The sequence below is a fragment of the uncultured Acidovorax sp. genome (genome assembly GCF_964021665.1).
In the GTDB taxonomy this organism is placed as follows: domain Bacteria; phylum Pseudomonadota; class Gammaproteobacteria; order Burkholderiales; family Burkholderiaceae_C; genus Acidovorax; species Acidovorax temperans.
This window is the reverse complement of record NZ_CAXIAK010000009.1, coordinates 29,948-43,722: the sequence shown is the minus strand read 5'-3', so window position 1 is coordinate 43,722 and position 13,775 is coordinate 29,948. Positions and strand designations below refer to the sequence as shown.

The window sequence follows — 13,775 nt, the reverse complement described above, 5'->3', positions numbered from 1 at the left end:
CGGCAAGTCTGGCCCGCAGTTCTCCATCCGGCTTTTGTCTGCTTGTTTTTTTAGGAGTGATTCCATGTCTTTGATTCGTAACCCCCTGGCCCGCCACCTGACTGCTGCCTTTGCCCTGACCTGCGTCCTGAGTGGTGGCGTCTGGGCGCAAACCGCCAACGTGAAGGTGGAAGGCGCCTGGGCGCGCGCCACTGTGCAGGGCCAAAAGGGCACTGGCGCGTTCATGAAGATCACCGCGCCTGAAGGCGCGAAACTGGTCGGAGCCTCGTCGCCCGCCGCTGGCGTGACGGAAGTGCACGAGATGAAGATGGAAGGCGACGTGATGAAGATGCGCGCCATGCCTTTCCTCGATCTGCCCGCCGGCAAGACGGTGGAACTCAAGCCCGGTGGCTACCACATCATGCTGCTGGACCTGAAGGCCCCCCTGGCCAAGGACACCACCGTGCCCGTGAAGCTGACCTTCAAGGACGCCAAGGGCGTGGAAAGCACCCAGGAGCTGACCCTGCCGGTGGCCACTTCGGCCCCCGGCATGCCTGCCATGCCCTCAGCCACCGGTGCTGCCGGTCACGGGCATGGCCACGGCACTGCCAAGCACTGAAGTCGCCCTGGGGCCTTGGGTGATGCAACCCCGCACCGCCGCTGGGGCGGCGCGCTGCGGGGCACCCCCATCGCCAGCGGCCACGGGTTGGAGTAAGCTGCCTTGCGACCTGCTCAGCAGCATTCGGGCCGACATGCGTGCGGCGCTGAAGGGCTCCCTGGCAGGACTCCCACTTCCTTCTTTTCCTGCAAGGCGGCCATGAGCGACACATCCCACTTCAGTTTTGGCAAATTCGTCCCCGGCTTTGATTTTCTGCAAAGTCTGGCCAAGGGGGCTGCCAGTGGCATTCCGCAAATGCCGCAACTCTCGCACTGGGTGGCGCCCACCCTCAGTGTCGAAGAGCTGGAAAAGCGCATTGATGAACTCAAGGCCGTGCAGTTCTGGCTGGAGCAAAACTCGCGCGCACTGGCCGCCACCATCCAGGCCCTGGAAGTGCAAAAGATGACCTTGGCCACCCTCAAGGGCATGAACGTGAGCATGGGCGACGTGGCCAATGCCTTCAAGTTCCAGGGCAGTGACGCGGTGATGCAGGGCATGCAAAAAGCGGCCGATGCCTTCAGCAGTGCCGCACGGCCTGCCGCGCCGCAGGCGGCTGCCCCAGCGCCGACTCCTCCGGCACCGGCTCCAGCCCCTGCGCCAGCTCCTGCACCCAGCCCCGCCCCGGAACCCGAGGCCGCTGCCTCCAAGGCGGAAGCCCCTCGCAGCCCTGGCGTGGTGGACCCACTGCACTGGTGGGGCGCGCTGACCACCCAGTTCCAGGAGATTGCCGCCAACGCATTGAAAGACGCCAACCACCACGGCAACCCCCTGGGCGCCACGCAGCACCTGGCCAAAGATGCGTTGAAGAAGGCCACCGACATGGCCAGCCACCTGGCGGCCCAGGGTGTGCAAAGCCTGCAGGAAGTGGCCCGCGCCGCGCAGGCCGCCAAACCTGCCGCGGCCCCACGCAAGGCACCGTCTCGTTCCGCTGCGGCACCCAAAACCGCCCCCGCCAAATCTGCTGGCAGCAAGCGCGCGGCGCCTGCACCGGCGGGCAAGTCAGGCCGTGCTTCCGCCAAAGCGCCCGCCGCCCGCAAAACTGTAGCCAAGAAGGCGCCTGCCAAAAAGGCTCCCGCCAAGTCGCCGCGCCAGCGGTGAGGGGGAGTGGGCACACCCGCCGCAGGTGGCGCGATGGCCGGATTTCTGCGTGGTCAAGCGGGCCGGGGCCTGCCAGCTTTGCCCCGGCGCGCTAAAGTGGGTGGACTATGACTCTTTTTCCTACTGGCCATGCCACCCATCCCCAGTGGCGCATGGCGGCGGCGCTGGTTCTGGCGCAGCTGCGCGCTCAAATGGCGCTGCCCGCCCATGCCGCGGCGCCCACGCTGGGCTTGCTGTACATCACCGACCACTACGCCAATGACGCGCGCGAACTGCTCGACTATCTGGCCAGCGAACTGCCCGAGGTGACCGACTGGAGCGGCACCGTGGGGGTGGGCGTGTCTGCCAACAATGCCGAGTATTTTGATGAACCGGCCCTGTCGGTAATGCTGCTGGACGTTCCCGCTGACCAATACCGCGTGTTCTCGGGTGTGGCACCGCTGCCGCGCCATCCCGCCAGCGGCTTTGTTGCCCAGACCGCCTTGGTCCACGCCGATGGGCACACGCCCGACCTGGCCGAGCTGCTGCAGGAAATGGCCGACCGCACCGAAACCGGCTACCTGTTTGGTGGCCTCAGCGCCAGCCGCACCGCCAACGTGCAGTTTGCCGTGGGCGGCAACGGCAACATGGCCGGGCAGGGCGCAGCCAGTGGGGTGTTCGACGGCGGCTTGTCGGGGGTGGCCTTTGGGCCGCAGGTGCCGCTGCTGTCGCGCGTTACGCAGGGTTGCCAGCCGGTGGGCCCGCTGCACACCATCACGGCAGCCAACGACAACGTGGTGCTGGAGCTGGACCATGAACCTGCGCTGGATGTGCTGCTTGATACCTTGCAGGTGACGCTGGACGGAGACCCCCAACCAGCCCTGCGCCGCGTGCGGGCCACCTTGGCCGGGCTGGTGGATGCTGGCGCGCAGCCCCTGGGGCGCCAGCGCACGGGCCACTTTGGTACCGACACGCGGGTGCGGCACATCATTGGCCTGGATGGTGCGCGGCGCGGCGTGGCGCTGGCTGAGCATGTGCAGCCCGGTATGCACCTGGCTTTTTGCCAGCGCAACGTCACTGCTGCGCGGGCCGACCTGATGCGCATCTGCGCCGAAATTCGGGAAGAGCTCTCGCCCCAGGACATGGAGCCCGCGCCAGCCGCAGAACGCAGTGCCCAGGCGCAAGGCGCAGCCGCCCCGGCGCCCGGCACAGGTGCCATGACCAGCCCTGCAGGCGCTGCGCAGGGCCGCACCATTCGGGGCGCTATTTACGTGAGCTGCTCGGGGCGGGGTGGGCCGCACTTTGGTGGGCCGAGCGCTGAGCTGCAAATCGTGCGGCACGCCCTGGGCGATGTGCCCCTGGTCGGTTTTTTTGCAGGCGGCGAAATCGCGCACCAGCAGCTGTATGGCTACACCGGTGTGCTCACGGTGTTTACCGATGCGTAAGACTGTTGAGCCCAGCTAAACCAGCTGGCGGCCTGCTTCAGCCCCCTTCGGTTGGCAGGCCCTCGGCGTCCCACTCGGGCAGGCCGCCGCGCATCCAGTAAACGTTGCGAAAGCCTTTGTCGGCAGCCACCTTCGCGGCCTTGTAAGACTTCCAGCATTCCGCCCCGTTGCAAGAGAAGATCAGGGCCTTGCTGCGGTCCAGCGTTTCCAGGGCCTTGAAGTCGTCCTGCTCGGGGTTGAAGGCCACGTCCTTCAGGCTCTTTTCTCCGTAGGCTGCCCACACCGCGCCGCGAATGCGCTTGGCGCGGTATTCCTTTTCGGTGCGGGTGTCCACCACCACGGCGCCCTGGCCCAGGAGTTCCACCACATCCTTGGCGCTCACCCGCTTCACGCCCGGCAGGCTGGTGGGGGTGAAAAGCCCGAGTTCGGCCACTTTTTGATATTCCTGCATGTCGGGGCGCAGGCCCGTGGGTGCCAGGCCTGTGCCGCTGGATGCGGTGCTGAGCCACTGCGAAAGCTTGCCGCGCACCTCGCTGGGCAGTTCCTTGCGCACCACGGCGCTGAAGCCGCCGGGCACCGGACGCGAGGTGGCCAGCACCTTGGCCGCACCGGGGAACGTGGCCGACCACTGGGCCCATTCTTCCGCCCGCACCACGGTCGCGTCGGTGGTGCCCAGGGTGAGCGCACTCAGCCCGGCTTGCGGGTATTTTTCGTGGCGCACGCTCTTGAGGTCTTTGAACGACAGGCCTGCCTCGTTCAGCATGCCGCGCCCGATGTAGCTGTAGACCGAGTCCTGCTGCGGCAGGTACAGGCGCTTGCCCTTGAGGGCGCCCACCGATTCGATCTGGGGCAGTCCCACCAGCACATAGTGGTCAGATTTCTGGCTGCACCCCACCAGTTCGTAGCCCCGCTGCAATGCCGATGCAGCCACCTGGGGCGGGCCGATGAAGATGTCGTAACCCCCGCTGCGCGTGGCGCGCATGGCGTCGGCCAGGTCTTCGGTGGTGGTCACCGTCACTGTCTGGCCGCTGGCTTTGGACAAGCCCGCCTCCAGCGCACTGCGCAGGATGGAGTTCCCGGCTTTCTTCTCGGTCGGCTCCACCGCGACGATGGCGGTGAGCTGCGCGTGTGCCATGCCGCCCGCCAGTGCGCTGATCCACAAAGCGCCCCACACGAGACGATGGATGGTGCCTGGGTGCATGGTCTTTCCCTTCGAAGTGGTTGCTGGTGGGGCGTGCTGCGCTGCTGTGCGCAGGGCCACGCAGAGCATGGTGGGTTTTTGTTAAATAAGTGTTAAATATGCGCCAGGCGGCTACTTTGTCAACACCAGTGGCACTTTGTTTCTGTTGCTTACAAGTGCGGCGAGGCGAGCTGTGCCGCAGCGCGTGATGACCTCGAGAATGGCGTCGTTTTGCGTAGGCACTTGCGCGCGCGCAGCGGCAAACCGTACGTGAATCCCGGCGTACCGTCCCTTCATTCACAGGAGTGCACCCATGACCCCATCCACCACCCTGCCACGTCGCCACCTGCTGGCAGCCAGCGCCGCCGCACTGAGCGCTGCGGGCCTTGCCAGCTGGACTGGCGCCGCCCAAGCCCAAGCCACCGCAGCGGCTGCGCCCAAGCCGCTGCCGGGCTACGCAGGCTGGAAGGCTGGCAACGCGCTGATCGTGCACAGCAGCAGCACCCTGGAGACCCGACGCGGAGCGTTTGGCACCAGCGTGGTCACGCCGTCGAGCCAGCTGTATGTGCGCAACAACCTGCCGGCGCCCGATGCCGCCATCCTGGATGACCGCAACGCCTGGGTGGTGCGGGTGGAGGGCGTCAAGAACCCGCGTGAGATCACCCTGGCGGAACTCAAGACGCTGGGGCTGGAGACCGTGGCCACGGTGCTGCAGTGCTCGGGCAATGGGCGCGGGTTCTTCCCCACCAAGCCCAGTGGCACGCCCTGGACGGTGGGTGCCGCCGGCTGCGTGGTGTGGAGCGGCGTGCCCGTGCGCAACGTGGTGGCCGCCCTGGGCGGCGTGGCCAGTGGCATGGCTTACGTGACGGGCACGGGCGGCGAGAAGCTGCCCGAAGGCGTGGACCCGCTCACGGTGCTGGTGGAACGCTCGGTGCCCATCAAGGCCATGGAAGACGCCATCCTGGCGTGGGAGATGAACGGCGAGCCGCTCTCGCTGGCCCATGGCGGCCCGCTGCGGCTCATCGTTCCGGGCTACCAGGGCGTGAACAACATCAAGTACATCAAGCGCCTGGCCTTTACCGAAGCGCAATCGCAGGCGCGCATCATGCAGCACGGCTACCGCATGACGCCCCCCGGCGCCAAGGCCAGCCCAGACCAGCCCTCGGTGTGGGAGATGACGGTCAAGTCCTGGATCAACGGCCCGCTGCCCGAGCAAGGGCCGCTCAAGCCCGGCATGGTGCAGGTGCATGGCGTGGCTTTTGGCGGCACGCGTGGCATCAAGGGCGTGGAAGTGTCGGTAGACGGCGGCAAGACCTGGCAGGCCGCACAGCTCATCGGGCCGGACCTGGGCCGGTTTGCCTGGCGCCAGTTTGTGCTGCCGGTGCGCCTGGGCGCAGGCACCCATGTGCTGGCCAGCCGCGCCACCGACACGGCGGGCAACGTGCAGCCCGAGCAGCGCGAGGAAAACGTGGGCGGCTACAACAACGCCAGCTGGGCCGACCATGCCGTCACGGTGTCGGTGGCCTGAGTTGTTCCCGCGTCCCATTCTCTTCAGACGGCTGGCGCCAGCGGCTTGTACCCTGGCGCTGGCTGGTCTTGCCAGCGCCAGCTGGGCGGCAGACCCAGCCGAGCTGGCGCGCGGCAAGCAGCTTTTTCTGACCCTGCAGCCAGCGTGCGCCGTGTGCCACACCTTGCAGGCGGCGGGCGCGCAAGGCCAGGTTGGGCCCGTGCTCGACGAGATCAAGCCCGATGCCAACCGCGTGCTCAGCGCGCTGCGCAACGGCATTGGCGCCATGCCCTCGTTTGCCGAAAAAATGACCGAAAAAGACATGCAGGCCGTCGCCCGTTTTGTGGCGCATTCCACAGGCGCTGCACCCTGACGCTGTGATCCTCTTGCCGGGGCTGGGCCATCTGCCTGTGCCCTGGCCTTACCATGCGCCTGCAGACCAGCCCATCCGGCGGTTGAATGCTTGCTTCCAGATCGTTGTTGACTGACCCATGTCCCCTGATACCGTTGCTTCTGCCTCCCCTGTGTTTGATCCGTTGGCCAGCGCTGCCGTGCTGACCCAGGCCCGCTTGGGGCAATTGCCCCGCCCGCTCGACCTTCCCGCCGCATTGCGGCCCCAGGACGCAGCCCAGGCCTATGCGGTGCAAGACGCCGTGGTGCAGGCGCGCGGCCGGGTGGTGGGGTGGAAGGTGGGCGCGGCCAACCCCCAAGCGCTGCCTGCGCGCGCGGCGCTGACGCAAGACACCGTCTGGGTCTGCACCGAGGGGCTGGTGCAAGACCTGCCGGTGGCAGGCAATGCCGTGATTGGCGTGGAGGCAGAGCTGGCCTACGAACTGGCCTGCGACCTGCCGCCCCGTGAGCAGCCTTACTCCGAAGCCGAGGTGCTGGCCGCCGTGCGCTCGGCCCATGCGGCCATCGAGGTGTGCGACACCCGCTATGCCGCCTGGGGCGTGCAGGGCGAGTGGAGCCGCCTGGCAGACCAGGCTTGCCACGGTGCGCTGGTGGTGGGCAGCGGCCGTGCCGATGTGGCGGCCCTACAGCCCTTGTCGGTGCCCGTCAGCCTGTGGGTGAATGGCACCCTGGCCGTGCAACGACCCGCCTGGGGCAACCCGGCGGGCGACCCACTGCGCCTGCTGACATGGCTGGCCAACGAGGGCGCACACAGCCTGGGCGGCCTGCGCGCGGGCCAGTGGGTCACCACCGGTTCCTGCACCGGCACTGTGCTGGTGGCGCCCGGTGCCCGGGTGATGGCCAAGCTGGGTGGCATTGGCTGCGCCGAACTGCAGTGCGTTTGAGGCGTGCCACAGCGCCTGCCACAGGCGCCTTGTGGTTTGAAGCCAATTTGGCCTCTGGCGCTTGATGGGTAAGCGGTAGCAGCTATTGAAAGCATAGCAATCAACCCGCTGGTGTGCCACCAGCGCAGCCGCTCCGTTTCAGCCGGCCCCTACGCCCCCGTGCGGCGCATGCTGGCAAAGGCCTCGAATTCCCAGCTGCGCATGGCCAGCAGCACGGTGTAGCCCTCGCGCTCCTGCAAAGGCAGCTTCTGGTCGGCCAGATGCTGTTGCGCAAAGTCTTGCGCCACGCGCTGCATGCGTTCCTGAAAAGCCGGGGCCAGCGCTCGGCTGATGGAGCCGTGCACCAGCAGCACGCCTTCACCGGGGCCGTCGAAGCCCCCGGCAAAGTAGTCCAGCAGTGCGTTGTCGCGAAAGTAGTGCATCACTGGCCCGTGCGGGCGCCAGCGGAAGGTCTTGGCCAGCTTGAGCCGGTAGCGGTTCAGCGGCCGCAGCTCGATGATGCCGATGCGGTCCAGCTGCGCCAGGTACTTGATGCCCTCGGCCTCGGTCAGCCGGTAGGTGGCCACCACCTGCTCCAGCGTCCACTGGCTCAGCACACAGATCGCCATCAGCAGCAGCTTCTTGTCGGCCACCACGGCCTTTTCCTGCTCCTGCGTCAGCTCCTTGAGCAGCGGCTGCTCGTCGGCCACGCGGCGGGCCAGGTCGGCAAAGTCCAGCGCCAGCGCGCGGCAGATGGCATCAATGCGCGACAGCGGCATGTCGCCCTTGGCCAACATGCGCTTCACGCTGGACTCGGCCATGCCCAGCGCCTGCGCCAGGTCGGCGTAGGTCATCTGCGCGTTCTTCAGTTCCTTTTTCAGGGCGATCACCAGGTCGGCAGTTGTGCTCATGGGGGGCTCCTTGGTATCGATTATGGATACCCGCAGTGGCCTGGGTAGCCCTGCATGCGACTTTTTCGGTGCAAAAGCCACCGGCGTTTGCACACTGCGCCCCATCTTGTGTTGCCGCCCCAGTAGGGCTCCCCGCCATGAACGCTGTCCACCCCTTGCAAACTTCTTCCCGCCGCTGGCTGCCGCTGCAGTCGGCCGAATGGGCCCTGCTGGTAGCTGCGGCCGCGTTGCTGGCCTTCGCCGTGTGGGGCCCATTTTTGCCCGCCAGCGCGCACCAGCACGACTTTGCCGACCAGCGCGGCTGGCATGGCCTGCCCTGCGCGCTGGACGTGCTGAGCAACCTGCCCTTTGCCGTGGCAGGGGCGTGGGGGCTGGTGTGGTTGCGCCGCCTGGGCGCGTTGCGGCTGTGTCCGGCCACCCGCGCCACGGCGGCGCTGTTCTTTGGCGGCCTGGTGCTCACGGCGGTGGGCTCCGGCTGGTACCACTGGCAGCCCGATGACGCCGGTCTGCTGTGGGACCGCCTGGGCATGGCCGCAGCCTTTGCCGGCTTGCTGGGCCTGGCGGTGGTGGGGCGCATCAGCCCCCGGGCGGGCGTGGCCACCGCGCTGGGCTTGCTGGTGGCCGGGCCTGCTGCCGTGCTGGTATGGGCCCACACGGGCAACCTGCTGCCCTGGGCGGTGGTGCAGTTCGGCGGCCTGCTAGCGGTGCTGGCCCTGGCATGCATGCCCCACCGCCATGGTGCGCTGGTGGTGCAGTGGGGTGCGGTGATCGCCTGGTATGCCGTTGCCAAAGCTTTCGAGCTGGCCGACCATGCAGTGTTCGAGGCCACCGGCCAGTGGGTGTCGGGCCACACACTCAAGCACCTGATGGCCGCCGGGGCTGCCCTGCCGGTGCTGTTTGCCATGGCGCGCCTGCACCACAGTCGTTACATCGCCGTGCCGGTGCCGGGCCGCGCCATGCAGAATGGCGGGCACCGTGGGGCGTGATGCAGCAACCCACCACACAAAAAAGCCAAGAGGAGTGAACCGCATGACCCCCCAGCACGGGCAGCCTGCCGCGCAGCCAGCGCCCCTGGCACCCCCAGCCCACGAAGAGCCCAACCAGTTTGCCCTGCTGCGCCAGCGCCGCTTTGCCCCGTTTTTCTGGACGCAGTTCTCTGGTGCCGCCAACGACAACCTGTTCAAGTTCGCATTCACCGTGATGGTGACCTACCAGCTCAGCGTGTCGTGGCTGCTGCCCGCCATGGCGGGGCTGGTGATTGGCGCGCTGTTCATCCTGCCGTTTTTGCTGTTCTCGGCCACCTCGGGTCAGCTCGCCGACAAGTACGACAAGACGCGGATGATCCGCTTCGTGAAAAACCTGGAGATCGCCATCATGGCGCTGGCGGCCTGGGGCTTTGTGGCCAACCATGTGCCGATGCTGCTGCTGTGCACCTTCCTCATGGGGCTGCATTCCACGCTGTTTGGTCCGGTCAAGTTTGCCTACATGCCCCAGGTGCTGAACGAGCGCGAACTGACAGGCGGCAACGGCATGGTGGAGATGGGCACCTTCGTGGCCATCTTGCTCGGCCAGGTGGCAGGCGGCCTGCTGGTGGCCCTGCCCGGCATTGGCCACACCGCCGTGGCCGTGGGCTGCATCGCCCTGGCGCTGGCCGGGCGGCTGGTGGCGCAGTTCATTCCGTCGGCCCCGGCCACCGACCCCGGTCTCGTCATCAACTGGAACCCCTTCACCGAAACCTGGCGCAACCTCAAGCTGGCGCATGGCAACGTGGTGGTGTTCCGCTCGCTCTTGGGCATCAGCTGGATGTGGTTCTTTGGTGCCGTGTTCCTGTCGCAGTTTCCGGCCCTGGCCAAAGAGGTGCTGCACGGCAACGAGCAAGTGGCCTCGCTGCTGCTGGTGGTGTTCTCGGTGGGCATTGGCGTGGGTTCTCTGCTGTGCGAGGTGCTGTCGCGCCGCCATGTGGAGATCGGCCTCGTGCCGCTGGGCGCCATCGGCATGAGCGTGTTTGCGGTGGACCTGTACTTCGCCACCCGCAGCCTGCCCGCCGCCGAGATGATGGGCGCCGCCGCCTTCGTCGCCCAGCCCCACCACTGGCGCGTGCTGCTGGATCTGGCACTGCTGAGCCTGTTTGCCGGGCTCTACAGCGTGCCCATGTACGCACTCATCCAGATGCGCAGCCAGCCCACGCACCGCGCCCGCATTATTGCGGCCAACAACATCCTGAACGCGCTGTTCATGATCGGCAGCTCCGTCATCGCTGGTGCCTTGCTGGGTGCGGGTTTCACCGTGCCGCAAGTGTTCCTGTTCACCGGCATTGCCAACGCGGTGGTGGCGGCCTACATCTTCCTGCTGGTGCCTGAATACCTGCTGCGCTTTGTGGCCTGGGTGATGTCGCGCGTCATCTACCGCTTCAAGGTGCGGGGTGACGAGCACATTCCGTCCACCGGCGCGGCCATTCTGGCGTGCAACCATGTGAGCTTTGTCGATGCCGTGCTGCTCATGGCCGCCAGCCCCCGGCCCATCTACTTCCTGATGGACCACCGCATCTTCCGCGTGCCGGTGCTGGGCTGGCTGTTCCGCCTGGCCAAGGCCATTCCGGTCGCGCCGCAAAAGGAAGACCCCGCCACGTACGAAGCCGCGTTCGAGCGCGCAGCCCAGGTGCTGCGCGAGGGCGATCTGCTGGCCATCTTCCCCGAAGGCGGCATTACCAATGATGGTGAGCTGCAGCCCTTCAAGGGCGGCATCATGAAGATCATCGAGCGCGCCCAGGCCGACGGCATTCAGGCGCCTGTGGTGCCGATGGCGCTGACCAACCTGTGGGGCTCGTACTTCAGCCGCATCGAGCGCGGCACGGCCATGGTGCGCCCCTTCCGCCGGGGCATGTTCAGCCGCGTGGGCCTGAATGTGGGCGCCCCCGTGGCCGCGAGCGAGGTGCAGCCCGAGCCGCTGCGCGGGCGTGTGGCGCAGTTGCTGCAAGCCTGACCGCCCCAGGCCAACAAAGCCAAGGGCATTGATCAGGTCGCGCTAAATCAGTGAGAGCCCGGTGATGCGCGCCATGGCATCACCGGCCGCAGCGGTGTCATCAGCCGTTGCGAAAAAGAAAGCTGTAGGCGTTGAGCGCCGGCACCCCTCCCAGGTGCGCATACAGCACGCGAGAGCCTTCGGGGAATTCGCCACGGCGAACTCTATCGATCATGCCGTGCATGGACTTGCCTTCGTACACCGGGTCGGTGAGCATGCCCTCTTGCCGTGCGCACAGGCGAATGGCTTCGAGCGTGCCTTCATTGGGCAGGCCGTATTCGGGGCCGCCGTAGCGCGTGTCCAGCACCACGTCTTCGGCGGTGATCTCCTGTCCCAGTTCCACCAGCTTGGCGGTGTTCTGGGCAATGCGCAGAATCTGCGCATGGGTTTTCTCGGGCTTGGCTGATGCGTCAATGCCGATCACCTTGCGCGCGCGACCATCGGCTGCAAAGCCCACCACCATGCCCGCCTGCGTGCTGCCCGTGACCGAGCACACGACGATGTAGTCGAACTGGAAGCCCAGCTCTTTTTCCTGCTGGCGCACTTCCTCGGCAAAGCCCACAAAGCCCAGACCGCCGTATGGGTGCTCAGAACAGCCTGCGGGAATCGGGAAGGGCTTGCCGCCCGCCTTCTTCACATCGTCCATGGCCTGCTCCCAGCTGGGGCGGATGCCAATGTCAAAGCCCGCAGCATCCAGGCGCACATCGGCGCCCATGATGCGGCTCATCTCGATGTTGCCCACGCGGTCGTACACCGCGTCGGAATAGTTCACCCAGTTCTCCTGCACCAGCACGCACTTCATGCCCAGGTGCGCCGCCACGGCAGCCACCTGGCGCGTCTGGTTGGACTGGATGCCGCCGATGGACACCAGCGTGTCGTAGCCGCCTGCGATGGCTTCGGGAATCAGGTACTCCATCTTGCGCGTTTTGTTGCCACCGAATGCAAGGCCGCTGTTGCAGTCTTCGCGCTTGGCGTACAGGTGTACCTTGCCGCCCAGGTGGGCCGACAGGCGCGGTAGCGGTGTGATGGGCGAGGGGCCGAAGGTCAGCGGGTAGCGGGGAAATTTCTGCAGGTTCATGGCGTTTTCCAGTCGGTGAAGGCGGGTGGAAGAAGGGGGGAATGCAAGCGCGCTTGCAGTGCCTTCATCGTAGGAAAATGCGGGAACCAAATGGTTGTGAAAATCAATTCAATTTCGGATGTTTAGTTTCCGAAAATGCAAAATAGTCCACTAAAAGTTTGAAAAATGAACTATGTGTGCAACAAAAGTTTGTAGCAAGAATACACAGCCTGTCGATGTGTCGGCAGAGCTGGACCGCACCGACAAAGCCATCCTGCGGCAGTTGCAGCGCGATGCCTCTCTGTCCAACGTCGCGCTGGCCGAGAAGGTGCATTTGAGCCCGCCCGCCTGCCTGCGGCGCGTGGAGCGGCTCAAGCGGCTGGGGCTGATTGAGGGAGTGGTAGCGCTGCTCAACCCCCAGGCCGTGGGGGCAGGCATGCTGGTGATGATTGGCGTGGTGCTGGACCGTTCCACGCCCGAATCGTTCGCCGCCTTTGAGAAGGCCGCAGCCAAAGTCTCCGGCTGCATGGAGTGCCATGTGGTGACGGGCGAGTTCGACTACTTCATGCTCATCCGCACCCGCGACAGCGAGAGCTTCAACCGCCTGCACGCAGAGCAGTTGCTCTACCTGCCGGGCGTGCGCCAGGTGCGCTCGTTCATGGTGCTGCGCAACGTGCTCTCCACCACCGAGCTGCCGCTGGCGCTGTAGTGCCTGCCGGACTTACCGGGCTGCGCGCAGCCGGCCCATCACGGCAGCCCACAGCGGGCCGCCGAACACGTTCACCACCAGCCCCGCCATCAAGAGCCCTGCGCCGGCAAAATGCACGGGCAGCAACTGCTCGCCGAACGCCACCCAGCCGGTGGTCAGACCCACCACGGGCACCAGCAGGGTGAAGGGTGCCACGCGGTTCACGGGGTAGCGCGACATGAGGTACGTCCACAGCCCAAAACCCAGCAGGGTTGAAATCCACGCAATGTAGGCCACGGCGGCCATGGATTTCAGCGACAGGTGCTGCACCGCAGCCCACACCGTAGCGGGGCCGTCGAGCAGCAGCGACAGCGCCACGAACGGCAGCGGTGCCACCACACTGGACCACACGATGAAGGCAAACTGGTTCATGGGCCCATGCCGTCCCACTGCGCGGGTCACCAGGTTGCCGCAGCCCCACATCGCAGCAGCGGCTACCGTGAGCGCGAAGCCGGCCAGTGGCATCGAGGCACCATGCGCGCTGCCAATCAGCACCAGCCCCACCCCTGCCAGCGCCAAGCCGGCCACTTGGTTGCCTTGCCACTGCTCGCGCAGCAGCACCACGGCCAGCAGCAGCGTGAAGAACGATTGCGATTGCAGCACCAGCGATGCCAGGCCCGAAGGCATGCCGATGTGGATGGCTGTGAACAGCAGCGCAAACTGGGCCACGGCCATCGTCATGCCGTACAGCAGGTACAGGCGCAAGGGAACCTTGGGCGGCTTGACGAACAGCAGCGCTGGAAACGCCGCCAAGAGGTAGCGCAGCGCGCCCAGCAGGAGGGGCGGCATATCGGCCACCCCGACCTTGATGACCGCAAAGTTCAGCCCCCACACCAGGATGACCAGAAGGGCCAGGGACAGATCGCGGGGGGTGAGTTGGGCGTTCATGAGCAGCAGGTGATGTGGACCTGCATTGTG

General features: G+C 66.3%; 13 protein-coding genes. 9 read left to right on the top strand and 4 right to left on the bottom strand.

Translation table 11 applies throughout. From position 1 onward, the window contains the following. Window positions 1-64 precede the first annotated feature (64 nt). From AADJ04_RS03540 to AADJ04_RS03530, 3 genes are all read left to right on the top strand, one after another. A complete protein-coding gene (locus AADJ04_RS03540) occupies window positions 65-598 on the top strand; it encodes a copper chaperone PCu(A)C (RefSeq protein WP_341238766.1) in 534 nt (177 codons plus the stop codon). A gap of 198 nt (window positions 599-796) precedes the next feature. Beyond that, window positions 797-1,735 carry a PhaM family polyhydroxyalkanoate granule multifunctional regulatory protein gene (locus AADJ04_RS03535; protein ID WP_341238765.1) on the top strand — a complete coding sequence of 313 codons (939 nt, stop codon included), beginning with the start codon at window positions 797-799 and terminating at the stop codon, window positions 1,733-1,735. Window positions 1,736-1,842: 107 nt separating this feature from the next. Beyond that, a complete protein-coding gene (locus AADJ04_RS03530) occupies window positions 1,843-3,159 on the top strand; it encodes an FIST N-terminal domain-containing protein (protein WP_066697696.1) in 1,317 nt (438 codons plus the stop codon). Between the two features lie 37 nt (window positions 3,160-3,196). Here AADJ04_RS03530 and AADJ04_RS03525 read toward each other — a convergent pair whose 3' ends face one another. Then, window positions 3,197-4,360, bottom strand: a complete 1,164-nt coding sequence (locus AADJ04_RS03525; protein WP_207373384.1) for a PhnD/SsuA/transferrin family substrate-binding protein — start codon at window positions 4,358-4,360, stop codon at window positions 3,197-3,199. A gap of 292 nt (window positions 4,361-4,652) precedes the next feature. Between AADJ04_RS03525 and AADJ04_RS03520 the strand changes: the two genes are divergently transcribed. The 3 genes from AADJ04_RS03520 to AADJ04_RS03510 all read left to right on the top strand — a co-directional run bounded on the left by AADJ04_RS03520 (window position 4,653) and on the right by AADJ04_RS03510 (window position 7,141). Continuing rightward, window positions 4,653-5,867, top strand: coding sequence for a sulfite oxidase (locus tag AADJ04_RS03520; RefSeq protein ID WP_066690548.1), 1,215 nt, complete (start codon window positions 4,653-4,655; stop codon window positions 5,865-5,867). Window positions 5,868-5,898: 31 nt separating this feature from the next. Beyond that, window positions 5,899-6,219, top strand: a complete 321-nt coding sequence (locus AADJ04_RS03515; protein WP_341238783.1) for a cytochrome c — start codon at window positions 5,899-5,901, stop codon at window positions 6,217-6,219. Window positions 6,220-6,337: 118 nt separating this feature from the next. Beyond that, a complete protein-coding gene (locus AADJ04_RS03510) occupies window positions 6,338-7,141 on the top strand; it encodes a fumarylacetoacetate hydrolase family protein (protein WP_341238764.1) in 804 nt (267 codons plus the stop codon). Between the two features lie 149 nt (window positions 7,142-7,290). On the opposite strand, the gene AADJ04_RS03505 is transcribed toward AADJ04_RS03510, so the two are convergent. Next, entirely contained in the window at window positions 7,291-8,031 is a 741-nt protein-coding gene (locus AADJ04_RS03505) for a helix-turn-helix transcriptional regulator (RefSeq protein ID WP_066690559.1), read from the bottom strand. A 137-nt stretch (window positions 8,032-8,168) separates the two neighbouring features. On the opposite strand from AADJ04_RS03505, the gene AADJ04_RS03500 reads away from it, so the two are divergent. Continuing rightward, window positions 8,169-9,017 (top strand): hypothetical protein, encoded by an 849-nt coding sequence (locus tag AADJ04_RS03500; RefSeq protein WP_341238763.1) that lies wholly within the window; start codon window positions 8,169-8,171, stop codon window positions 9,015-9,017. A gap of 43 nt (window positions 9,018-9,060) precedes the next feature. Further along, window positions 9,061-11,013: an MFS transporter gene (locus AADJ04_RS03495; RefSeq protein WP_341238762.1), complete on the top strand. Its 1,953-nt coding sequence runs from the start codon at window positions 9,061-9,063 to the stop codon at window positions 11,011-11,013. Window positions 11,014-11,113: 100 nt separating this feature from the next. Here AADJ04_RS03495 and AADJ04_RS03490 read toward each other — a convergent pair whose 3' ends face one another. Further along, entirely contained in the window at window positions 11,114-12,130 is a 1,017-nt protein-coding gene (locus tag AADJ04_RS03490; protein WP_341238761.1) for a 1-aminocyclopropane-1-carboxylate deaminase, read from the bottom strand. Window positions 12,131-12,302: 172 nt separating this feature from the next. Between AADJ04_RS03490 and AADJ04_RS03485 the strand changes: the two genes are divergently transcribed. Further along, complete coding sequence (locus AADJ04_RS03485; protein WP_341238760.1) at window positions 12,303-12,818, top strand: Lrp/AsnC family transcriptional regulator; 516 nt, start codon at window positions 12,303-12,305, stop codon at window positions 12,816-12,818. Window positions 12,819-12,830: 12 nt separating this feature from the next. Here the strand turns inward: AADJ04_RS03485 and AADJ04_RS03480 are convergent, their stop codons facing one another. Beyond that, on the bottom strand, window positions 12,831-13,745 hold the full coding sequence (locus AADJ04_RS03480) for an EamA family transporter (RefSeq protein WP_341238759.1): 915 nt from the start codon (window positions 13,743-13,745) through the stop codon (window positions 12,831-12,833). Between the last annotated feature and the right edge of the window lie 30 nt (window positions 13,746-13,775).

Excerpts from the sequence above, each read along its gene's own strand:
- AADJ04_RS03540 (WP_341238766.1), top strand. The coding sequence starts at position 65 with ATGTCTTTGATTCGTAACCCCCTGGCCCGCCACCTGACTGCTGCCTTT.
- AADJ04_RS03535 (WP_341238765.1), top strand. The coding sequence starts at position 797 with ATGAGCGACACATCCCACTTCAGTTTTGGCAAATTCGTCCCCGGCTTT.
- AADJ04_RS03530 (WP_066697696.1), top strand. The coding sequence starts at position 1,843 with ATGACTCTTTTTCCTACTGGCCATGCCACCCATCCCCAGTGGCGCATG.
- AADJ04_RS03525 (WP_207373384.1), bottom strand. The coding sequence starts at position 4,360 with ATGCACCCAGGCACCATCCATCGTCTCGTGTGGGGCGCTTTGTGGATC.
- AADJ04_RS03520 (WP_066690548.1), top strand. The coding sequence starts at position 4,653 with ATGACCCCATCCACCACCCTGCCACGTCGCCACCTGCTGGCAGCCAGC.
- AADJ04_RS03510 (WP_341238764.1), top strand. The coding sequence starts at position 6,338 with ATGTCCCCTGATACCGTTGCTTCTGCCTCCCCTGTGTTTGATCCGTTG.
- AADJ04_RS03505 (WP_066690559.1), bottom strand. The coding sequence starts at position 8,031 with ATGAGCACAACTGCCGACCTGGTGATCGCCCTGAAAAAGGAACTGAAG.
- AADJ04_RS03500 (WP_341238763.1), top strand. The coding sequence starts at position 8,169 with ATGAACGCTGTCCACCCCTTGCAAACTTCTTCCCGCCGCTGGCTGCCG.
- AADJ04_RS03495 (WP_341238762.1), top strand. The coding sequence starts at position 9,061 with ATGACCCCCCAGCACGGGCAGCCTGCCGCGCAGCCAGCGCCCCTGGCA.
- AADJ04_RS03490 (WP_341238761.1), bottom strand. The coding sequence starts at position 12,130 with ATGAACCTGCAGAAATTTCCCCGCTACCCGCTGACCTTCGGCCCCTCG.
- AADJ04_RS03485 (WP_341238760.1), top strand. The coding sequence starts at position 12,303 with ATGTGTGCAACAAAAGTTTGTAGCAAGAATACACAGCCTGTCGATGTG.
- AADJ04_RS03480 (WP_341238759.1), bottom strand. The coding sequence starts at position 13,745 with ATGAACGCCCAACTCACCCCCCGCGATCTGTCCCTGGCCCTTCTGGTC.